Annotated in this window: 15 protein-coding genes and 2 tRNA genes; 7 read left to right on the forward strand and 10 right to left on the reverse strand. The window is 70.3% G+C overall.

All coding sequences use genetic code 11. The features are described from left to right. Nucleotides 1-219: 219 nt before the first annotated feature. Nucleotides 220-295: transfer RNA gene (locus tag Q8W67_RS08905), tRNA-Asn, on the reverse strand. A 323-nt stretch (nt 296-618) separates the two neighbouring features. Here Q8W67_RS08905 and Q8W67_RS08910 point away from each other — a divergent pair. From Q8W67_RS08910 to Q8W67_RS08920, 3 genes are all read left to right on the forward strand, one after another. Next, the gene (locus Q8W67_RS08910) at nt 619-861 is read left to right on the forward strand and encodes a hypothetical protein (RefSeq protein WP_305543908.1); all 243 of its coding nucleotides are present in this window, start codon (nt 619-621) and stop codon (nt 859-861) included. 395 nt (nt 862-1256) lie between these two features. Further along, nucleotides 1257-2936: a methyl-accepting chemotaxis protein gene (locus tag Q8W67_RS08915; protein WP_305543911.1), complete on the forward strand. Its 1680-nt coding sequence runs from the start codon at nt 1257-1259 to the stop codon at nt 2934-2936. A gap of 766 nt (nt 2937-3702) precedes the next feature. Then, on the forward strand, nt 3703-5391 hold the full coding sequence (locus Q8W67_RS08920) for a methyl-accepting chemotaxis protein (RefSeq protein WP_305543914.1): 1689 nt from the start codon (nt 3703-3705) through the stop codon (nt 5389-5391). A gap of 68 nt (nt 5392-5459) precedes the next feature. Here the strand turns inward: Q8W67_RS08920 and Q8W67_RS08925 are convergent. The 3 genes from Q8W67_RS08925 to rocF all read right to left on the reverse strand — a co-directional run bounded on the left by Q8W67_RS08925 (nt 5460) and on the right by rocF (nt 7490). Beyond that, a tRNA-Cys gene (locus Q8W67_RS08925) sits at nt 5460-5533 on the reverse strand. Nucleotides 5534-5661: 128 nt separating this feature from the next. Next, nucleotides 5662-6525, reverse strand: a complete 864-nt coding sequence (locus Q8W67_RS08930; protein ID WP_305543917.1) for an urease accessory protein UreD — start codon at nt 6523-6525, stop codon at nt 5662-5664. Beyond that, entirely contained in the window at nt 6525-7490 is a 966-nt protein-coding gene (gene rocF, locus Q8W67_RS08935; RefSeq protein WP_305543920.1) for an arginase, read from the reverse strand. Before rocF ends, Q8W67_RS08930 begins: the two co-directional genes overlap by 1 nt. 426 nt (nt 7491-7916) lie before the next feature. Between rocF and Q8W67_RS08940 the strand changes: the two genes are divergently transcribed. Further along, a complete protein-coding gene (locus Q8W67_RS08940; protein ID WP_305543923.1) occupies nt 7917-10073 on the forward strand; it encodes a methyl-accepting chemotaxis protein in 2157 nt (718 codons plus the stop codon). Between the two features lie 24 nt (nt 10074-10097). Here the strand turns inward: Q8W67_RS08940 and Q8W67_RS08945 are convergent, their stop codons facing one another. Together Q8W67_RS08945 and Q8W67_RS08950 are read right to left on the reverse strand one after the other, a co-directional pair. Beyond that, the gene (locus Q8W67_RS08945) at nt 10098-11507 is read right to left on the reverse strand and encodes an ATP-binding protein (RefSeq protein WP_305543926.1); all 1410 of its coding nucleotides are present in this window, start codon (nt 11505-11507) and stop codon (nt 10098-10100) included. Continuing rightward, a complete protein-coding gene (locus Q8W67_RS08950; protein WP_305543929.1) occupies nt 11504-12259 on the reverse strand; it encodes a response regulator in 756 nt (251 codons plus the stop codon). Before Q8W67_RS08950 ends, Q8W67_RS08945 begins: the two co-directional genes overlap by 4 nt. 117 nt (nt 12260-12376) lie before the next feature. On the opposite strand from Q8W67_RS08950, the gene Q8W67_RS08955 reads away from it, so the two are divergent. Both Q8W67_RS08955 and Q8W67_RS08960 read left to right on the forward strand, forming a co-directional pair. After that, a complete protein-coding gene (locus tag Q8W67_RS08955; protein ID WP_305543932.1) occupies nt 12377-13621 on the forward strand; it encodes an acyl-CoA dehydrogenase family protein in 1245 nt (414 codons plus the stop codon). 127 nt (nt 13622-13748) lie between these two features. Beyond that, nucleotides 13749-15614, forward strand: coding sequence for a glycoside hydrolase family 15 protein (locus Q8W67_RS08960; RefSeq protein WP_305543935.1), 1866 nt, complete (start codon nt 13749-13751; stop codon nt 15612-15614). A 55-nt stretch (nt 15615-15669) separates the two neighbouring features. Here Q8W67_RS08960 and Q8W67_RS08965 read toward each other — a convergent pair whose 3' ends face one another. The 4 genes from Q8W67_RS08965 to Q8W67_RS08980 all read right to left on the reverse strand — a co-directional run bounded on the left by Q8W67_RS08965 (nt 15670) and on the right by Q8W67_RS08980 (nt 19631). After that, nucleotides 15670-17235: a DUF2336 domain-containing protein gene (locus Q8W67_RS08965; RefSeq protein ID WP_305543938.1), complete on the reverse strand. Its 1566-nt coding sequence runs from the start codon at nt 17233-17235 to the stop codon at nt 15670-15672. Then, nucleotides 17232-18320 carry a lytic transglycosylase domain-containing protein gene (locus Q8W67_RS08970; protein ID WP_305544179.1) on the reverse strand — a complete coding sequence of 363 codons (1089 nt, stop codon included), beginning with the start codon at nt 18318-18320 and terminating at the stop codon, nt 17232-17234. The genes Q8W67_RS08965 and Q8W67_RS08970 overlap by 4 nt, the downstream gene beginning before the upstream one ends. A gap of 90 nt (nt 18321-18410) precedes the next feature. Beyond that, a complete protein-coding gene (locus Q8W67_RS08975) occupies nt 18411-19040 on the reverse strand; it encodes a flavin reductase family protein (RefSeq protein WP_305543940.1) in 630 nt (209 codons plus the stop codon). A gap of 27 nt (nt 19041-19067) precedes the next feature. Then, nucleotides 19068-19631, reverse strand: a complete 564-nt coding sequence (locus tag Q8W67_RS08980; RefSeq protein WP_305543943.1) for a nitroreductase — start codon at nt 19629-19631, stop codon at nt 19068-19070. A gap of 136 nt (nt 19632-19767) precedes the next feature. Between Q8W67_RS08980 and Q8W67_RS08985 the strand changes: the two genes are divergently transcribed. Continuing rightward, complete coding sequence (locus Q8W67_RS08985; protein ID WP_305543945.1) at nt 19768-20679, forward strand: hypothetical protein; 912 nt, start codon at nt 19768-19770, stop codon at nt 20677-20679. The last annotated feature ends 5 nt before the right edge of the window (nt 20680-20684 follow it).

Genomic DNA, 20684 nt, shown 5'->3' on the forward strand with positions numbered 1-20684 from the left:
CCTGCCCTCGAACCGTAAGGACCCGAACGGAAATGCGCATCGATCCGAATGACGCGCCGGGGCGTCCATCCGTTGGTCCGCGGCTGAAACATCGCCGAGCCGTCGTCACCCAGAGGCGTCGGCGCTCAGACTGGCGTGTTGGAGACGGGTTTCCCGCACCGCACGGCCAGCGCAGCAGCCAACACGCAAGCGTGCGTTCCGAAGATGTTGTTTGTGAGATGGCTCCCCGAGCAGGACTCGAACCTGCGACAAGGCGATTAACAGTCGCCTGCTCTACCAACTGAGCTATCGGGGATCACGGTCGCGTCTCTACACACCGAGATCGCGCGACGCAAGGGCCTGGATGCCAGATCTGCGCGGTCTCCGAGGAGCGCGCTCTCTGCGGATCCGTCCGCGGGGTGCTGTGCGAAGACGGCACGAGCGTCAGTGTTGTAATTCTGCACCAACCCGACCTGTGGCTCGGCGTGACCAAACTTCTGAGACCGGTCTCGGGGCGGACCGGACGGGCTGCGGATCCGCGCCAGCCTGGAATCCAAACCCGCCGGTTCATGCGATTGTCACGGCCGCCGCCTAGGGGACCGGCCTCGCCGGCACGACCGGCTGACATCGACCTCCCAGATGCTGATCTATTGCTGTCTCGATCCACAAGACCCGTATGCCGAGCGTGAAGTCCAGGTCACGTTCGAGTGGACTGTCGGCGGTCCCCGGTTGATCGCCGCCGTCGATCAACACGACGATGACATCCTGCCCGACCTCGTCGAGGTACAGCGCGACGACTTGCGCCGGGAGATCGTCGACGCCCACCGGCTCCCGACCGCACGGCTGCGCGAGGCCCTGTCGGTCACGCCAGCGGGTCGCTGACGATGTGGCGGGATCTAGACTCGCTCGATGACGTGCCCGCGGTCTATCCGCATCGCGAGAGCCGCATGCCGCTCTACATCGGGGTATCACTCTTCGCTTTCCTGCTCGTCGGCGTCGCGGCGAACTGGATGATGGCGCACGTCGCCTGAGCCCGCGTCCGCCAGTCGCACCCGGCCGCGAAACACAGATTTCTCGCCGCGAGCCCGCTGCGACGACCGAATATTTTTTTGCGATCTCTATAATTTTGGGTCGATATCTGCGGCTGTCGGACCACTATTGTCGGGCATTATAAAATCGAACTGCCCCGTATTTGCCGGCTATATTCACGTTGCTGACATTGTTGTTGTGTCAGATCGCGGTTCGTTCGATTCTCGCGATAAGCGGCGTCTTGCCTTATGCGCATCTCTCTCGGCCTCAAGCTGGCGGCGGTCGTCGGCCTGCTGGGCATCGTCGCGGCCGGCATCTCGGCCTTCGCCGTCCGGCAATCGTTGTGGGAGCAGGAGCGCGCGGCCGCCACGGACAAGATCTGGAACGCCGGTCTGCAGGCCGGTGCCCTCGGCCAAGCGATCGAGCATGCCGTCGTGCAGGCCACCGCGCTCTACACCGCCGAAGATACGGCGGAGGCGCGGACACGCCTCTCGGCGCTTCACGAGGCTCTCGCGGCGGTCGGGCAGGTCCGGGTGCCGTTCCTGGAGGCGATGGAGGATCAACTGCCGCCGGACCGGCGCCGGCGGTTCGACCTGTTCGTGAAGGAGTTCATCGCCTACCAGACGGATACGGCCGAGCTGGGCCTGACGATCTCGCCGAAGGCCGCCCTCATCCAGGCGACCGACGAGGCGACCGTGAAGAACCGCGAGCACATGGTCGCGGAGATCGGCCTGCTGGGGCGCGAGGTGCTGGCCCGGCTGAACGAACGCCGGGCCGCCGACGCTGCGGACCGCAGTCGGTCGCGTGTCACGCTGATCGTCGTGCCGGCCGTGGCGCTCGCCTTCGGCCTGCTCGCCGCCATCTGGATCATCGTCACGCAGGTTCGGCGCCCTTTGCACCGCCTGAAGGCCGACATGACGGCCCTGGTCGCCGATGATCTCAGCGGCGTGATCCCGTTCACACATCGGCGGGACGAAATCGGCGAGATGGCCGGCGCCATCGCGGCGTTCCAGAAAGCCCTGATCGAGAAGCGGACTCTCGACGCCGAGGCGCAGGCGCGCCGCGACCGCGACTGCCGAAGGGCCGAACAGCTCGCCGAGGCGACCCGCGCCTTCGAAGGGGAAACGCACCGGGCGGTGGCGGATCTCGCCGGCTCGGCGGAGGCGATGCAGATGGCGGCCGACACGCTCTCGGGCACGGCCGGGGACATGGCGACCCGTGCCACCATCGTAGCGGGGGCCTCGAACCAGACCGCCGGCATCGTCGACAGCATCGCCAGCGCGGCCGAGCAATTGTCGGCCTCGGCCCGGGAGATCGAGGGGCGGGTCCGGCACACGAGCGAGATCGCGACCTCGGCGCTGACCGATACGAAGGAGCTGGAGGTCACGGTGTCGAGCCTGTCACGCGCCGCCGCGGAGATCGACGCCGTCGTGACCCTGATCCGCACGGTGGCCGAGCAGACCAACCTGCTCGCCCTGAATGCAACGATCGAGGCGGCGCGGGCAGGCGCCGCGGGGCGCGGATTCGCCGTGGTGGCTGCGGAGGTCAAGGCGCTCGCCGGCCAGACGGCGCTCGCGACCGACCGCATCACGCGACAAGTCGGATCGATCCAGGGGGCCGCGGCCGACACGGTCGACGCCATCGCGTCGATCGGCCAGACGATCGCCCGGATGAGCCTGATCGCCTCCGAGGTGGCCATGGCGGCGGATCAGCAGGGCAGTGCGAGCCAGGAGATCGCCCGCGCCATCGCGGATGCGGCGGCGGATTCGCACAAGGTGTCGGAGAGCGTGGGCGGCGTACGGGCGGCTGCGGCCTCGAACGAGGCGCAGGCCGAGCAGGTGCGGGGCAGCGCCTCCCGGGTCAATACCGGCACCCGCAGCCTGCAGCAGGCGATCGAGACCTTCCTGCAGCAGGTGGAAGCCGCCTGACGGGCGATGGCCGCCGCGGGGGATTGCTCTGATCCGGTTCGAGGCCGTTCCTCGCCGGGCGTCATCGGTGCGAGAACGCCGGATCCGGCATCGGGCGACCTTGTACTGCGACGTGTGATCCCGGCCGCCGTCTAAAGCGTAAGCGCGTGTGGTCGTTGGCATCCCCGTCTGCGCGCGTCGACGAAGCAATCGCGTCGTGCCAAAAATCTGCCTGAGACCCGAGGACAAGAGGTTTCAGAATTTTCATCATTATTACAAATAAATTTTTATAGATATCGGTTTCTATTTTCCAGCATTGAGCGAAATTCGGCGCCGCTATCGATTTATATAAATATAGATGTTCGATATTTATAGATTTCAGATGCCCATGTAAGGCATTGACCGACGGCGTTTTGGCCTCGTATCTCTATAGGATAGGCGCAATGCAGTGTGGTCTACGTGATCCGCCGATTCGATCTTCTTGTGGTTGGCCGCCGATCCGGCTGGACCCGGTGTCAGGCAATGGCCTGCGCGTCCCGGCGCGGGGCCCGGCGGCCTACGCTCCATCGCGGCCACGGCGTCGATGCCGGGGCGCCGTCACGCCACCGCATCGGACCGCCCCACGAGCGTCGGGACGGCCGCCGCGCGTCGCGCGCCGCTTGAGATCCGCGCGCTTTCCCCGAGGCGCGGCAGGGTCCGTCCGGAACCGGATCGTCACCGGCCGATGAGCCGCGCCGCCGCAAGTCCAGTCCGCGTCCGCCCGATCGGCAAAGGTGTTGTGTCCGCTATGCGCATCTCTCTCGGTTTCAGGCTGGCCGCGGTCGTCGGCCTGCTGGGCGTCGTAGCGACCGGTCTCTCGGTCTTCGCCGTGCGCCATTCGGACTGGGAGCAGGAGCGCGCCGTCGCCATAGACAAGATCTGGAATGCCGGTCTGCAGGCCGGTGCCCTCGGCCAAGCGATCGAGCATGCCGTCGTGCAGGCCACCGCCCTGTACACCGCCAGCGACATCGATGAGGCCAAGACGCGTCTGTCTGCACTCCAGGAGGCGCTGGCGGCGGTCGAGCAGATCCGCGTTCCGTTCCTGGAGGCGATGGAGGATCAACTGCCGCCGGACCGGCGCCGGCGGTTCGACCTGTTCGTGAAGGAGTTCATCGCCTACCAGACGGATACGGCCGAGCTGGGCCTGACGATCTCGCCGAAGGCCGCCCTCATCCAGGCGACCGACGAGGCGACCGTGAAGAACCGCGAGCGGATCGTGGCGGAGATCGGCGCGCTGGGGCGTGAGGTTCTGGCCAACCTCAATACCCGGCGCGCCGTCCATTCCCTGGAGCGCAATCGGGCGCGGATCGCCCTGATCGCGGTGCCGACCGTGATGCTCACCCTGGGTCTGCTGGCCGCGATCTGGATCATCGTTGCGCAGATCCAAAGGCCGCTGCACCGGCTGAAGACCGCGATGCTGGGCTTGGCCGCCGACGACCTCGACAGCGAAGTTCCCTTCACCTGTCGCCCGGACGAGATCGGCCAGATGGCCGACGCCATCGCGGCGTTCCGCGAAGCCCTGATCGAGAGGCGCACCCTTGATCGCGATGCGCAGACGCGCAGCGCCCGCGACCTCGTCCGGGCCGAGCGGCTGGCCGCGGCGACCCGAGTCTTCGAGAGCGAGACGCATCGCACGGTGGCGGATCTCGCGGAATCGGCCGCAGCCATGCAGGCCTCCGCCGATGCGCTGTCGGGCCTGGCCGGTGAGACGGCCGCGCAGGCGGCCGTGGTGGCGGAGGCATCCGACCAGACGCCCGGGATCGTCATCAGCATCGCCAACGCAGCCGAGGAATTGTCGGGGGCGGCCCGGGAGATCGAAGGCAAGGTTCGGAACACCAGTCAGATCGCCTCCACGGCGCTCGCCGACACCAGGGGACTGGTCGACACCGTGACGACCCTGTCGCAGGCGGCCGGCGAGGCCGGGGCCGTGGTCGCGCTGATCCGCGCGGTGGCCAAACAGACCAACCTGCTTGCGCTGAACGCCACGATCGAGGCTGCCCGGGCCGGTACGGTTGGACAGGGCTTCGCCGTGGTGGCGACCGAGGTGAAGGCACTCGCCGCCCAGACCGCACAGGCGACGGATCGCATCGCCGATCAGATCGGGGCGATCCAGGCGGCGGCGGCCGATACGGTCGGGGCGATCGGCTCGATCGGTTCGGTCGGTCAGACGATCGAACGGATGAGCCTGATCGCCTCCGACGTCGCCGTCGCGGCGGATCAGCAGAGGCAGTCCAGCCAAGTGATCGCCCGGGCGATCACCAGCGCGGCGATGGATTCCCGGAAGGTCTCGGACAGTGTCGCGGGCGTGCGCGCCACGGCGGCCGCGAACGAGTCGCAGGCCGAGCATGTCCGACGCAGCGCCCTGCGGGTGAATGCCGGGACGCACAGCCTGCAACAGGCGATCGAGACGTTCCTGACCCAGGTCGCGGCCGCCTGACCGGGCGGCCCATCGCCGCCTGAACGGGATCTGGCGGTCGGATGAAAGGCGGTTTGTCAGGAATTCGGTGGAGGCCTCGCCCGGAATCGAACCGGGGTGCAAGGATTTGCAGTCCTCTGCGTAACCACTCCGCCACGAGGCCACCGGCAGACGCCGAGGCGTTGCCACCGGAGCCTGGCGGGCGGCTCCGGGTGCGCGTCTCTAGCAGAGGTGGGCGCCGGCAGGCAACGGGCGCCGCGCGGCTTCTTCGTGGCAAAAGGATTCGCGTCGTCAGCTCTGCCAGACCCGGGGCATCGGTCGGGCGCGGTATCCGGCCAGGAAGCGCGCGACGAGGCTCCGCAGCGGCCCCACGCCTTCCGCTAGGACCCGGATGGCGAGGTGCCCGTTCCAGGCGCTCGCCGCCGCCTCGATGCCGGGGCCTGCCGCCTCCTCCAGCCGGGCGCGGGCCTCCTCCAGACGCGCTTCGGCACCGTGTGAGAGATCCAGCAGGGTCGCGCAGGCCCGCGCCCCACCGCCGATCGCTGGCCGGTCGAGGAGGTCGGAGATCGGGCCGTCCAGGACCAGGCTGTCGGCGTAGACCAGCCGGCCCGCCCGGCGAACTCGCCAGACATCGGCGAACAGACCGCTGGCGATCCGCTCGCCGCGGGCGGCGCGTCCGAAGGCCATGATCTCGACGGCGAGCAGGGCCGCGCTTCCGGCGAGGTCGGCCTCGAAGCGGCGGCGTACCCGGGCACGGTCGAACAGGATCGTCTCCTGTGGCAGCCAGGCCAGTCGGGCTCCCTCCGCCAGGGCGATGCGGTTCTCGATCCGGCTCACCGGGCCATCCGAGCGATAGATCTTTTCCGCGGCCGTGGTGGTCAGCACGAGGTCGGCCCCCGGGGCCAGATCCAGCGTGATCGTAAAGGCGTCGCCGCACGCCACCCCGCCGGCCGTGTTGACGAGGACCGCCTCGAGCGCCCCTTCCTGCCGGGGAAAGCGCAGCCGCGACGGGCCGGCTTCGGCCAGATCGAGGACCCGGGTCGGTCCGGCGCCGCCGGCCGGCCCGGCGCGCAGCCACACCCGGCCGTCCGAACGCTGGCGCGCCGGCGCCTCGGCGGGTTGCGGCTCCCGGCTCCCGGAATTGTCGTCCACCATCAGGAGCGGCCGGCCGGCTCGCTGGAGACGGCCTCGATCGGCGGTGTAGGCCGGTCCAGGATCCGCCTGCCGAACAGGCTCGCGACCAGTTCGACCAGCACCCGGGCGCTGCGCCCCCGATCATCGAGAAACGGGTTCAACTCGACCACGTCGAGGGAGCGGACGAGGCCGGAATCGTGCAGCATCTCCATGATCAGGTGCGCCTCCCGGAAGGTCGCGCCACCCGGTACGGTGGTGCCGACTCCGGGCGCGATGGAGGGGTCGAGGAAATCCACGTCGAGACTGACGTGAAGATGCGCCCCGTCGCGGGTCACCCGGTCGAGGACGCGCCGCAGGGGCGCGACCACGCCGAACTCGTCGATCGTGCGCATGTCGGTAACGCCGACCTTGCGGGCCGTTACCAGGGCGCGCTCGCCCGCATCGATCGAGCGCAGGCCGAACAGGTGGACATTGGCCGGCGGGAGCGGTGCCGGCGCAGGCTCGGTGAACAGGCTGGGAAAGCCCGGCTCCCCGCAGAGGGCCGCCAAAGGCATGCCGTGGACGTTGCCGGAGGGGGAGGTCTCCGGCGTGTTGAAGTCGGCATGGGCGTCGAGCCAGAGCACGAAGAGCGGCCGGCCCTCCCGGGTGCAGTGGCGCATGGCACCGTCGACGGAGCCGAGAGAGAGGCTGTGGTCGCCGCCGGCGGCGAGGGGCAGGAAGCCGGAGTCGAGGGATGTCTCGACGGCGCGGGACAGGGCGCGGGTCCAGGCCGCGACGGCGGGCAGGCCCCTCGCCTCGCCTGGGCCGTCCGGGACGATATCGCCGCGGTCCACGACGGCATGACCCAGATCGGACAGCGTGCGGACGAGCCCGGCCGTGCGCAGGGCCGCCGGGCCCATCAGGGCGCCGGGTTCGCTGGTGCCGACCTCGATCGGCGCGCCGATCAGCGCGATGCTGCGTCCGCCCGTGCCCGCGTCGCTCGTCATCCGGGTTCGCCTTGAGGTGAGGAGCCGTGCATTTCGGCGGCTCTAGCAGGTGCCGGGCCGCGAGACGATGACGCCGTGCCGCAAAGCGGCCTCAGTGGACTCTGTGCCGGGAAGTCGCCCACGCGCCGGACAACCCGGACGCACGACCGAGCCTCGATCGATACCGGGCTGCGACGCTGGGCGCCCGGGTTTGCGCCGATCATGCTGCCGGCAAAGCGCGTCGCTCCCCGCACGTCCGGCATGACATGTGATCGATCCGAGCTTGCTGTGCACGATTTTGCAAACCTGCGTCGAATCCAGCCGCACCAAATAGAAATGCGGAAGAATATAATCAATCGTCCGCCGATCAGTCGTTTACGAGATGTTTAGGTATTTTGCGGCAGCATCTGGCGCCCAATTCTTATTTGAAATCCCTGCAGGACTGCCATGGTGATGCTTTCGCGGCTGAGCTCTCGCCTGCCGGCGATGACGATCGGGCTGGCCCTGCTCAGCGCCACCGCGATGGGCGGGTTCAGCTGGTATTCCGCCCGGTCCGGGCTGATCGATGCAGCCAACGAGCGCCTGCAACTCGCCGCCGCTGCGCGCCGGGACGGCATCGAGCTGGTGGCAGACCGGATGCAGGCCGATTTTCTCGCTGCCGCAGCGCATCCCCAGATCATCTCGAACTTCCCGGATCTGATCGACAACCTCGATCCGGCAAAGCCCGACACCGCCGCGGTGGTCGAGGCGTTCCGCGCTCCGCAGACCGTGGAGGCGCGGGTTGCGCTGGACGGCGCTGGGATGACGTCGATGTACGGGCGCCGCCACGCGAAGGTCCAAGAGGTTGCGCGCAAGCTCATCGCTCAGGCCGGCTACGCCGACCTGATGTTTCTCGATGCGAACGGCCACATCGTCTACACGACCACGAAGGGCGACGATTTCGCCAGGTCGGTCGCCGATGACGCGCTGAAGGACACGGCTCTCGCGCGCCTCGTCGAGCGGCTCAAATCCGCCGACCCGAACGCGGTCCTGTTCGAGGATTTCGCGGCTTACCCGGTAGACGGTGTGCCGGCTGCCTTCATCGGGCGCGCCATGACCAAGCGGGCGAACGTCGCCATGGGCACGGCGCAGGCGGCGGAGCGGATCGGCTTCATCGTCATGCGCGTCACGCCGACCCTGTTTGACCAAGCGTTGTCCAAGCGCACCGGCCTCGGGGCGACCGGCCAGATCCTGGCCGCCGGTGCGGACGGGCGACTGCGGAGCAATCCGCCGCTGAGCCCAGAGGTGAAGGCTGGGGCGACGCTTGCGCCGCTCGGGATCGAGGCCGAGCGCGTCAAGGCGGGCGGCAGCTTCGACTATACGGCCGCGGACGGCGCGCATATGGCGGCCGTCTCGCCGCTGACCGTGCTCGGCGCGCCCTGGACCGTGGTCGCGGAGCAGTCGCAGGCGGAGGCGATCGACGCCGTGCGGGCGCTCTCGCGAACGCTGGTCCTGATCGGGTTGTGTGTCCTGGCCGGGACGGCCGTGCTCGGCCTGCTGCTCGCACGGTCGATCGTGGGTCCGCTCGGCGCGCTGACCCGTGCGCTGAAGGCCCTCGCTGCCCGCGAGGCTCTCACCGACGTGCCGGGCAGCCGGCGTGGAGACGAGATCGGCGATATCGCCCGCGCCGTGGTCATCATCCGCGACATGTCGCTCGAAGAGGCGGCGCAGCAGCTCCAGACCACCGAGGCCGCCCGGCTGCGCGAGGAGCAGGCCCGCCGCGCCATGCTCAAGGATCTCGCGGATGGCTTCGAGCGATCGGTCGGCGGCATCGTCGAGGGGCTGACGCGGGGCGTCGTAGCGCTCCAGGACGCCTCCGGAACCATGCGGGTCGCGGTCGCTGGCACCTCCGAGCGCTCGACCAGCGTCGCCAGCGCAGCCCATCAGACCGCCGACAACGTCAATGCGGTGGCGGCCGCCGCGGAGGAGCTCGGCGCGACCGTGCAGGAGATCGGGCGGCAAGTGGAGCAGGCGGCCGGCATGTCGGCCGTGGCAGTCGGGGAGGCCAAGCGAGCCGAGGGGACGATGGCCGATCTGGCCGCTGCCGCCGCGCGCATCGGCGACGTGGTCGGCATGGTCTCGACCATCGCCGGGCAGACCAACCTGCTGGCGCTGAACGCCACCATCGAGGCCGCACGGGCCGGCGAGGCGGGCCGCGGCTTCGCGGTCGTCGCGGCCGAGGTCAAGGAACTCGCGGCCCAGACCAGCCGGGCTACCGAGGAGATTGGCCGGCAAGTGGCTTCGATCCAGAGTGTGACCGGGGGCGCCGCCGAGGCGATCCAGGGGATCGCGGCCCAGATCGAGGCGATGAACCAGGTGTCCACCGGCATCGCGGCCGCCGTCGAGCAGCAGGGCGTCACCACGCAGGACATCGTCCGCAGCATGGGACAGGCCTCCAGCGGGACCAGCGGGATGACAGCCGACATCGCCGAGGTCGCGCGGGTCGCCGGTGATGCCGGCCAAGCGGCGTCTTCGGTGGCGCAGGCTTCGGACGACCTCGCCGCTCAGTCGGAGCAGCTCCGCGCCGAGGTGGCTCACTTCCTGCGGAACGTCCGGGCGGCCTGATCCGGATCGCTCGTTCGGGCGGCTTCAAGCCGCCCGGGCCGGCAAAACGGCATTCTCCCGCGCTGCTTGAGCCGAGAAGGCTTGTGCCGCCAGGGGCAGCTCGATGGCCGCGCTGAGGCCGCCTTCGCGTCGGTTCTCGAGCGTCAGCCGGCCATTGTGCGCCTCTACGATCGCCAGAACGATCGACAGGCCGAGACCGAAGCCGCTCGCTGCGTTGAGATTGCGCGCGCGGTCGCCGCGCACGAACGGCTGCAGCATCGCCTCGCGCTCAGCCTCGGGAATGCCGGGGCCGTGATCGAGCACGCAGATCCGGACGCCGCGCTCGGAGGCCTCCATGTGAACCTCGGCCCCGCCGCCGTATTTCACGGCGTTGTCCACGAGATTGGTGATCGCCCGCTGAAGCTCCTCCGGCCGGCCCTTCACCAGGACGTGCCGGCTGCGGCCGACGCTCACAGGCGCGCCGAAATCCGAGAAGTCGTCGCAGACCGTCTGCACCACCGAGGCGAGGTCCACGAGACTGTGGCTGGCGGAATTGCGCGCCTGCCCGTCCCGCACGAACGAGAGCGCGGCCTCGACCAGGCCGTTCATTTGGTCCAGGTCGCGCAGTGTGGCGGCGCGGGCGTGCTCGTCCTCGATGAATTCCGCGCGCAGGCGCAGCCGGGTGATCGGAGTGCGCAGGTCGTGGCTGATCGCCGCGAGCATCTGCGTCCGGTCGTCGATCAGGCGGCGCACGCGCCCCCGCATCCGGTCGAGCGCCCGGGAGACGGCGAGCACTTCCCGGGGGCCCGCCTCCGGCAGCGCGACGTGGTCGTCGCGGGTGCCGAACGCCTCCGCGGCCCCGGCGAGCCGCGCCAGCGGCGCGGTCAAAGCCCGGGTTGCCCAGACGCACAGCAGCGCCAGGGTCAGCGCCAGGAACACGACGGTGAAGATCAGGGCCCCCTGCCGGGGCGGCCGCAGGTAGTCGTTCGGCAGCCTCGCCTCGAGGGTCGCGCCCCCGCGGGTGACGATCCCGACATGCAGCCGGTCGTCCGCCCGTGTGGATTCGGCATCGAACGGGGAGAGATCGACGATCTTGATCGGCCGGCCGGCGGCGGCGCGCAGACGGCGGATCACCGGAAGGTCGGGTGCCGGCTTGGCCTCCGGGGGGATCGTCCCGTTCCAGGGCTCGATACGGATCAGCGGCAGGCTGCGCCCGCTCGCCAGCAGCGCGGGCCGCGCGGCGGGATCGGCCGCGTCGAGCAGCCGGACCAGGACGCCGAGCCGGCTCGCGGCGACGCCCGGCAGACGGTCCGGGTTCTGTGATTCGTGAAGGAGCAGGAACGCCGCGGTCGCGACCACGTGCGCCACCGCGATGCCGGCCACGACGAGCAGTGCGATCTGGCCTGCGATGCTCTGCGGGCGAAGCCGGTCGCGCAACCGCCGCAGCACGCTCATGAGCGCGTCACCTCGGGGGTGAACAGGTAGCCGCCCGAGCGGATTGTGCGAATGAGTTCGGGGTTGCGCGTGTCGCGCTCGATCTTCTGGCGGATGCGCGAGATCAGCACGTCGATGCTCCGCTCGAACGGGCCGGCCGCACGCCCCTGGGTGAGGTCGAGCAGTTGGTCGCGCGACAGGACGCGTCCGGGCCGCAGGCAGAGCGCGTGCAGCAGGTCGAACTCGGCGCCCGTGATCGCGATGCGTGCGCCCTCCGGCGACAGCACCTGCCGCAGCGATACGTCGAGGGTCCAGCCGGAGAAATGCATGCGCCTGCGCTCGTCCGAGTCGGGAGCCTCCGCGGCGACCCGGCGCAGGATCGCGCGGATGCGGGCCAGGAGTTCCCGGGGGTTGAACGGCTTGGCGAGGTAATCGTCCGCGCCCAGTTCGAGGCCCAGGATGCGGTCGACCTCCTCCGACTTCGCCGTCAACATGAGGATCGGGATCTGCGAGGAGCCGCGCAGGCGGCGGCACAGGGTCAAGCCGTCCTCGCCCGGAAGCATCAGGTCCAGCACGATCAGGTCGATCCGCGATTCCGCCAGCGCCCGGTCCATGTCGTTGCCGTCGACCGCCAATGTCACGCGGCAGTCGTTGCCACGCAGGTAGCGCGCGATCAGGGCCGAGATCTCCCGATCGTCCTCGACGACGAGGATGTGGGGCGTTGCAGATGCATTCATCGCGTAGGAATCGGCGAGCGGTTCAGCGAGCGTCATCAGGTTAGTATGCGCCGAACCGGTGATTATTCGAAGGCGCCTGGCGGAACCATTTTGTAAGCGCGTGTTTCCCGCACGCGTCCTGAATTCGGCCGCGACATGATCACGGGAGGAACAATGACCGGTTTCAACGGCATGCGGGACCCGATCGCGCCGCAGCCACCGGCTCTGGCCTCGCCCTGGCGCACGGACGCACGCGCAGCGCTCCAGGAGGAAGCCAGGGCCTTCGCGCGGGACACGGTGCTTCCGCTCGCCGACGAACTCGACCGGCAGAAAGCCGAGATGCCCCGCCGGCTCATCGACGCCATGGCCGGGAAGGGCTGGTTCGGAATCACGATCCCGGAGGAGAACGGCGGCCTGGGGCTCGGCGTGTTCGAGTACTGCCTCGTCTCGGAGGAACTGGCCAGGGCCTGGCTGTCGGTGGGTAGCATCCTGGCACGCGGCCAGGGCCTCGGCACCCAGACCCTCGAGCCGGAGCGTCGCGCGGACCTGCTCCGGCGCTCGGCCCGGGGCGCGTGGATCGGTTCGATCTCCCTGTCCGAGCCCAATGCCGGCTCCGATCTCGCCGGCGTGCAGACCCGGGCCTTGCGGGACGGCGATCACTGGGTGCTCAGCGGCACCAAGCGCTGGGCGGGATTCGCCAAGGGCGCCGACTTCGTCGAGGTCTTGGCCCGGACGCGCGATCCGGAGCCCGGCGAGCCGCGCTCGGCGGGCCTGGAACCGTTCCTGGTGGTCAAGGACCGCGACAGCTTCCCGCCCGGCATGACCGGTCGAGTGATCGACAAGATCGGCTACCACGGCTTCCAGACCTTCGAACTCATCCTCGACGGCGTTCGCGTTCCCGAGAGCGACCGCCTCACCGGGCTCTACGGAGACCAGGGCGCGGACGCGGATTCCGGCGGGTTCGCCTCGGTGCAGCGCGGGCTCAACATCGCCCGGGTCCACACAGCGGCCCGTGCCGTAGGCGTCGCCCGGGCGGCCGTCGAGGACACCCAGGCCTACCTTCAGGAGCGGGTCCAGTTCGGCCACCCGATCGGCGATTTCCAGGCCTTGCGCTTCGCCCTCGCGGACATGGCCGCCGAGGTCGCCCAGGCGCGGGCCTACTGGCACCAGGTCGCCCATCTCCTCGATGAGGGTGAGGCCGCGGAGAGCGAGTCGGCGATGGTGAAGCTGCTGGCCACCGAGATGGCGGTGCGCGTCACCAATCAGGCGATGCAGCTTCACGGCGGCAACGGCTATACCACCGAGCGCCGGGTCGAGCGCTACTGGCGCGACGCGCGGCTGACCACGATCTTCGAGGGGACGAGCGAGATCCAGCGGCGCATCATCAGCGACCGGATGCTGCCCCGACCCGGATCGTGATCGACAGGCGCTGGCTCGATAGCCCGTGCGGCGAATCGTCGAGCCGGACTCCCCGCTCCGTCCGGCCCGGCTACCTCAGCGTGAGTTTCGCCCTGCACGAGGAGGGCTGCCGCCATTCGGAAGCGACGTGTCGAAGCCCATCAGCGACTATGCCCTCATCGGCGATACGCATTCCTGCGCGCTGATTGCCCGCGACGGCTCGATCGACTGGCTGTGCTGGCCGCGCCACGACTCGCCGGCCCTGTTCCTGAAACTCCTCGACGATGAGCAGGGCGGCGCGTGCAGCGTGGCCTTCGACGGGCTCACGGGCACGGCACGCCGCTACGTGCCCGATACCAACGTCCTGGAGACGACATTCACGACCGCCACCGGGCGCGGCCGCCTGTTCGACCTGATGCCGGTCAACCCGCCGAGCCCCGAGCCGGATGAAGGGCCGGATGGCGAGGGCGAGAGCCGGCTGATCCGGCTGCTCACCTGCGAGAGCGGGCACATCTCCGGCCGGTTCGTGGTGCGCCCGACCTTCGATTACGCGCGCCGCCCCTGCACGCCCATCGTCGAGGACGCCTCCGTGCTGTTCGAAGCCGGGGACTGGCGCCTGCGCGTGAACGCGTTTCCGCATCCGGGACTGGCCGGCGACGAAGCCGAGATCCGGTTCAGCCTCGCAGAGGGCCAGACAGCCTATCTGGTCCTCACACACGGCGAGGATCAGGAAGAGGCCTGCATCGAGGATTTCGCCGGCGCCCAACGTCGCCTGGAGACCACGGTCTCGTACTGGCGCCGCTGGAGCGCCCGCAGCACCTATCGCGGTGCCTACCGCGACGCGGTGATGCGATCGGCCCTGTGCCTGAAGCTCCTGACCTACTCCCCCTCAGGCGGCATCGTGGCGGCGGCCACTGCCGGGCTGCCGGAGGCAGTGCCGGGGGATCGCAACTACGATTACCGGTTCGCCTGGATGCGCGATGCCTCCTTCACGATCACCGCCTTCGTGATGCTCGGCTACGTTCGCGAGGCCTCCGAGTTCCTGCGCTTCCTGCGAGAGCGGGACGGCACATACGGGCGCGAGACGCGGCTGATGTACGGCGTCAGCGACGGCATGCCGCCCGAGGAGGAGCTGGACCATCTCGCCGGCTGGAACGGCGTGCGGCCGGTGATGATCGGCAACATCGCCGCGGGTCAGGACCAGCACGATATCTACGGCGAATTGCTGCGGGCCCTGTGCGTCTTCCTGGAGGCGGTCGACTACAATCCGCCCGAGAAGGTCAACGACCGATTGCCCGAGGTGCTGGACAATCTCACCGCCCGGGCGATCCGCCATCGGCACGATGCGGATAACGGCATCTGGGAATTGCGGACCGGGCCGCGCCAGCAGGTGCACACCAAGGCGATGATCTGGGTGGCGCTCACCGACGCCGCCCGGATCGCGCGCAACATCGCGGGCGTGCCGGAGGAGAAGATCGCCGCGTGGGAGCGCATCGCCGCCGAGGTTCGGGCAGAGTATCTCGAAAAGGGCTGGAACGCGCAGAAGCAGGCCTATGTGGGTGCCTACGACGCGCATCACCTGGATGCTGCCGTCCTGCGAGTGGCGCTGTTCGGGGCCCTGGACCCGGGCGACCCGCGCACCCGCTCGACGCTCGCGGCGATCGAGCGTGAATTGGGTGCCGGCGACCTGATCTACCGTTACCGGATGGATGACGGGCTGAAGGGGGACGAGGGCACGTTCACGGCCTGCGCGTTCTGGCGGGTCGGCTGCCTCGCGCTGGACGGGCGCACCGAGGAGGCGAAGGCGGTGTTCGAGCGGCTGCTCGCCCGGGGCAACGATGTCGGCCTGTTCGCCGAGGAGATCGATCCGGCCACCGGCGAGCAGCGCGGGAACACGCCCCAGGGCTTCTCCCACATGGCGCTGATCAACGCGGCCCTGCGGCTGGAAGCCAGCATCGCGCGGTTCGGCCTCGCAGGCCCGTCAGACGCGATCCAGTCCCGGGCGGCCGAATAGGCCGGCTTCGAGGATATCCGCCTCCGCGCGTCGGGCCGGCGACGCTGGGCTGCCGTCAGGCCGCTATCCTCAGCGCCTCGTCCGCTCCGCCGCCCTCGGTCCCGCGGCTCGCGCGGTAGTGATCCAGCAGCCCGGCATCGAGCGCTTCGAGCACGGCATCGGTGGCCGCCCGCACCTCCGGATCCTCCTCCGGCTGGTCGGTGCGATACCAGTCCAGGATCTGGTCCGGGAGCGCGTCCAGGATCGCCCCGACCGGGTTGTGCGGCTGGGCCGGCTCGGCGGGAGGCTCCGCCGCGACCGCGATCGTGGGTTCGGGCACCGCCCGGTCATGCGCTTCGGCCACCGCGGCCACGGGCGTCGCCGCGACCACCACGGTTTCCGCTGCGCTCGCCGGGGCGGCGAACAGGGTGCGACGCTGGCTGTCGAGGGCGGCGCGCCAGGCGGCATCGGCGGCCTCGGCCTCGCGGCGGGCGGCCTCCCGGGCCATGGCTTGCACCGCGATGGCGCGGGCGGCCTCGCGGGCCTCGTCCCGGGCGGCCTCGGCCTCGTAGCGGGTCAGAAGCGCTACGACGGCGTGCATCTCGGGGGCAGGCAGATCGGTGCAGGCATCGATGGCGCATTCGATCATTCGCCGCGACAGGCCGGCGCCACGCAAGCCCGTGGCGCCGCTCGCGGCCGCCTGCCGGGCCGCGAGGGCGGCCTGCATCGCCGGCATGAGCGCCTCGGGCAGCCCGGCCTTCCGGTGCAGGTCGGCGAAGGCCCAGGGATCCCGCATGGCGCGTGCGACGGAGGCGTGGTCCTGGCCCGACAGGTCGGCGAGGGCGGCCTGCGCGAAATCGGTCCGGCCCGACAGGACGGCCCGGAAGACCAGGCCCGCGGTGAGTTGGCGGGTCGTGCGCAGATGCGCCACGAGGCGCGCCACCGCGGCGGCGCCGGCGTCGTCGCAAGCCTCCAACGCCACGCGTTCGCCCGCCTCGCGGCTCATCCGGTCGCAGCGCTCGATGCCGATCCAGCCGCGCCGGGTGACGAAATCCGACAGGGCCTGCGCCACCGCGAGGGCGATCGCGTGGCGCACCTCCGGCGGCAGCTCGGCCCGGGTGAGAAGCGCCTCGCGCAGGGCCGCTTCCGCGCCGCGGCGTTCGACCATGCGCAGCATCCGGCCCGCAGTGATCTTCGCGGTTGGATTGCCTGCGAGCACGACCAGCGTGTCGAGTTCACCGATCTCGGCCAGCGCGCCCGCGACCGCGTGGGAGAGGTGGTGACGCGCGGCGATGACGGCCCGCGTCGTCTCGTCGCCCAATGCCGCGGCGTCGACGAGGTCCGCGTCGGTGAGCACCGGCGAGCGCGCCAGCACCGGTCGCGCCACCTCGGGCACATCGCAGGACAGCGCCACGACCAGCGGGCGCGGCGTCCGCGCCGAGGCCGCGCAGGTCTCGGCGAGGGCCCGGCGGACCACCGGCGAAGGATCGTCCAGGAGGGACAGCAGCGCGGTCTTGGCTTCCCAGGCCTCGTCGGCGGAGAGGTCGCCGTAGAGATAGGCCCGCGCCAGCGCCGTGGTGGCCTCGGCCCGGCGGCCGGCCGAAGCGTCCTGCGTCCAGGCCAGGAACTCGCGGATGATCATGGGCCGCTCCGAGGGGCGAACAGGCTGTTCCTGAGGCCGGTCTTCATTCCTGCCGCGGCGAGTTCCGCCGGGCGGCGTGGCGGCAGCGGCGGATTCACGAGGGCGGCGCCGGCCGGTGTCGCAACGGGTTCGGCGACGGCGCCCGTGGTCGCGGGCTCGTCGACGGCCACGCTCACTGGGGGCGCTGACCCGGTGCGCGGGAAATAGGTCGGCGCGGCGTGCTGGATCGGCGCCGTCGTGTTGCGCGCCTGCCAGAGGCGCGAAGCGGCGTCCGACACCGCCCCGCGCTGATCGGTCTGGAACAGGCTGCGCAGGTCGGCGGATCCGCCGAACGCGGTGGCGGTGCTCGCATAGGCGGTGGCGACCTGCGTCGCTGGGGCGCCGTCCTGACGCAGGGAGGTCAGGTCGGTGGCGGCCGCACCCTGCGCGGCCGCCGAGAGGCTGGCGTAGAGCTCGGCCGCGCTGCGGGGCCGGCCCGTCCGGTCGTAGAACAGGGCCCGGTTGGCAGATGCCGCCTCCGGCAGATCGAGGGCGGCCGCGCGCTCCGGGAAGGCGCGGGCCGTGGAGATCAGGGCGGCCGCGCCTTTGGCCCCGAGGACATGCGCCGCATAAAGGTCGCCCGCCGTGGGATCGCGCCCGAGCGCCGCAGCGAGCGCGTCGGCGTTCTGCTGGGTCAGGGCGCCGGCGAGCGTGGCCGAGATCTTGGGGTCACGCCGCAGGTCGAGGATCGCCTGCCGCTGCTCGGCATCGGTGACCGCATAGGTGCCGTCCGGCTGCCGGCGGATGGCGTCGGCCTGCGCCTGGAGGCCGAGCCGCGGTCCGGCGCTCTTCATCACGCCGAGCCAGGTCTGCTCGATGAACTGGAACAGGCCGGTGGCCGAGGATGTCCCGGCCTTGGCCGCCGGGTCGAGGGCGGATTCCCGCCGGGCCGTGGCGAGCAGGTAGTCGAAGCCGACGCCGCTCGCCATCGCGCCGTCGCGGATCGCCTGGACAACCGGTCCGGACGCGGCCGACCCGGACGCCGCCCGCGCCTGGGCGGGCGGGCCTGTCTCCGGCGGACTGGACGGGGTGGTGAACAGGAACATCCGGGCGCGCACGGGGTCTGAGGACACCGTGAACCTGCGCCGCGCATGGTAAACAAGTCCTCAATCCAGGTTGAGGCCCCGTATCCAGTTTCAGGACCCGGTGAACTCGCCCGCGCCCTTCGGCCGGCGCATCTGGAAGCGCGTATCGGCCGTGGCGTGGAAATAGTCGAAATAGCCGCCGCGCATGATCGGATGCATCGCCGCCGTGTCGACCTTGCCGTCGACCACGTAGCGCTCGTCGACATAGATCGACACGACTTGGCCGATCACCAGGAAGTTCTCCGCATCGCCGCCGCCCAGCGGCACGAGCGGCACGGTCTGCAGCCACCGGCATTCGAGGGCGGCGGGTGAGGCCGCAACCCTGGGTGGCCGCACCTTGCGCGATGGAGCGGTCTCCAGGTTTGCGAAGGCGAATTCGCTCTGCCCCCGCGGCAGCGGCGCCGAGGAATCGTTCATTCCCTCGCGCAGGTCCCAGGTGGCGAGGCTGCAGACGAACTCGGCCCCCTCCTCGGCGAAGGTCATCGCGTCCTTGCGCCCTGAGGACGAGAAGGCGACCATGTCGTCCGCCACGGCATTGAAGAACGAGTAGGGCGCGAGGTTGAGTTCGCCCGCGCGGCTCATCGCGCTGATCCAGCCGATCGGCCGCGGGGCAACAATGGCCTTCAGGGGATTGTGCGGGAGGGACCGCGCCTCGCGCGGGATGTCGAGATCGTAATGCACGTGTGAACCTTCAGGGAGCGGTGGCGATCAGAGGTAGGTCACGATCTCGGCAAGCGTCGGCCGCGGCCGGTCGGGAGGGACCTCGCGCGCCCGCCCGACATGCACGAATCCCGCGAGCTTCTCGGTCGGGGCGAGGCCCAGCGCATCGAGCACGCGCCGGTCGTAGGCGAACCACTCCGTCAACCAGGACGTCGCGAAACCGGACGCGTTGGCCGCGACCACGAGGTTCATCGCGGCGGCGCCGGCGGAGAGCACCTGCTCCCATTCGGGGATCTTCACGTGCGGGCCCGCCCGCGAGACGATGGCTATCGCCACCGGCGCATGCATCAGGCGGCCGCGCTCCTGCGCCAGCCGCTCGGGGGCGGCGTCGGGATTGTCGGCCGCGAAGGTCGCGGCGATGATCGCGCCCACCCGCTCGCGCGCCTCGCCGGCGACTACGATGAAGCGCCAGGGCGCGAGCTTGCCGTGGTCGGGCACCCGGGAGGCTACGGTCAGGATGGTCTCGAGCTGCGCACGGTCCGGGCCGGGTCCGTCCAGCAGGGGCGGCGGCACCGAGCGGCGGGTCTTCAGGAGATCGAGGGTTTCGGTCATGCGTCGTGTCCCGGAGGCGGGTTCCGGCTCGGATGTGGCATGCATGGGCGCCCGGTGGAAGATCGGGCGGCCTTGCCGCCGCCATGGTCGGGATGCAGAGGCGGCGGTGGACTGACGGCTTGAGAGGATCCCAGCGATGCGCACGAGGCTTGCCGCGATGGCGTTGGCAATTCTCCTGCCTGCCCCCGTGCTCGCGCAGCAGGGCGTGTTCCAGAACCGCCTCGGCGATCCCCTGCCCTCCCCTTCGATCACCAGCCCGAACCTACCTCCCAGCATGCCGCCCGCCGAGCCGGAGGCGCAGCTGTCCCTGTCGGCGCTCCTGTCCGGGGCCGGCGTGCCGTTGCGCCAGGGGCTTGCGTGGCGGATCTACGAGGACCGCGGCGACGGCACCCGCCCGGCGATCGTGGCCCGCTCCACCGAGGCCGAGCCGAGCTTCACCCTCGCGCCCGGCACCTACGTGGCGACCGTGACCTACGGGTTCGCCAGCGCCTCGAAGCGCATCGTGATGGGCGGCCAACCGGCCACCGATACCCTCCGGGTGGCGGCCGGCGCGCTGAGGCTCTCGGGCGCCGTCGGCGACCAGAAGATCCCGGCCGCCCAGGTCTCGTTCTCGGTGTTCGTGCCGGTGGGCACCAATTCCGAGGGCCGGCTCGTGCGCAGCGGCATCAAGGCCGGCGAGATGCTGCGCCTGCCCGAGGGCACCTATCACGTGGTCTCGACCTACGGTGAATCCAACGCGATCCAGCGCGCGGATCTCCGGGTGGAGAACGGCAAGGTCACGGAGGCGACCCTCAACCACCGCGCCGCCACCGTCACCCTCAAGCTCGTCGCGGCCCCCGGTGCCGAAGCCTTCGCGGGCACCGCCTTCTCGGTGCTGACGCCGGGCGGCGACACGATCCGCGAGGCGATCGGCGCGTTCCCGCAGGTGACGCTGGCGGAGGGCGACTACGTGCTCATCGCCCGCCATGACGGGCAGGTCTACACCCGCGAGTTCAAGGTCGAGAGCGGGCTGGACCGGGACATCGAGGTGGTCGCCAAGTCTGGCTGAGGAGC

Source organism: Methylobacterium sp. NEAU K, assembly GCF_030700285.1.
Classification (GTDB): domain Bacteria; phylum Pseudomonadota; class Alphaproteobacteria; order Rhizobiales; family Beijerinckiaceae; genus Methylobacterium.

Coding starts and splice junctions, on each gene's coding strand:
- Q8W67_RS08910 (WP_305543908.1), top strand. CDS start 619: ATGCTGATCTATTGCTGTCTCGATCCACAAGACCCGTATGCCGAGCGT.
- Q8W67_RS08915 (WP_305543911.1), top strand. CDS start 1,257: ATGCGCATCTCTCTCGGCCTCAAGCTGGCGGCGGTCGTCGGCCTGCTG.
- Q8W67_RS08920 (WP_305543914.1), top strand. CDS start 3,703: ATGCGCATCTCTCTCGGTTTCAGGCTGGCCGCGGTCGTCGGCCTGCTG.
- Q8W67_RS08930 (WP_305543917.1), bottom strand. CDS start 6,525: ATGGTGGACGACAATTCCGGGAGCCGGGAGCCGCAACCCGCCGAGGCG.
- rocF (WP_305543920.1), bottom strand. CDS start 7,490: ATGACGAGCGACGCGGGCACGGGCGGACGCAGCATCGCGCTGATCGGC.
- Q8W67_RS08940 (WP_305543923.1), top strand. CDS start 7,917: ATGGTGATGCTTTCGCGGCTGAGCTCTCGCCTGCCGGCGATGACGATC.
- Q8W67_RS08945 (WP_305543926.1), bottom strand. CDS start 11,507: ATGAGCGTGCTGCGGCGGTTGCGCGACCGGCTTCGCCCGCAGAGCATC.
- Q8W67_RS08950 (WP_305543929.1), bottom strand. CDS start 12,259: ATGACGCTCGCTGAACCGCTCGCCGATTCCTACGCGATGAATGCATCT.
- Q8W67_RS08955 (WP_305543932.1), top strand. CDS start 12,377: ATGACCGGTTTCAACGGCATGCGGGACCCGATCGCGCCGCAGCCACCG.
- Q8W67_RS08965 (WP_305543938.1), bottom strand. CDS start 17,235: ATGATCATCCGCGAGTTCCTGGCCTGGACGCAGGACGCTTCGGCCGGC.
- Q8W67_RS08970 (WP_305544179.1), bottom strand. CDS start 18,320: ATGTTCCTGTTCACCACCCCGTCCAGTCCGCCGGAGACAGGCCCGCCC.
- Q8W67_RS08980 (WP_305543943.1), bottom strand. CDS start 19,631: ATGACCGAAACCCTCGATCTCCTGAAGACCCGCCGCTCGGTGCCGCCG.
- Q8W67_RS08985 (WP_305543945.1), top strand. CDS start 19,768: ATGCGCACGAGGCTTGCCGCGATGGCGTTGGCAATTCTCCTGCCTGCC.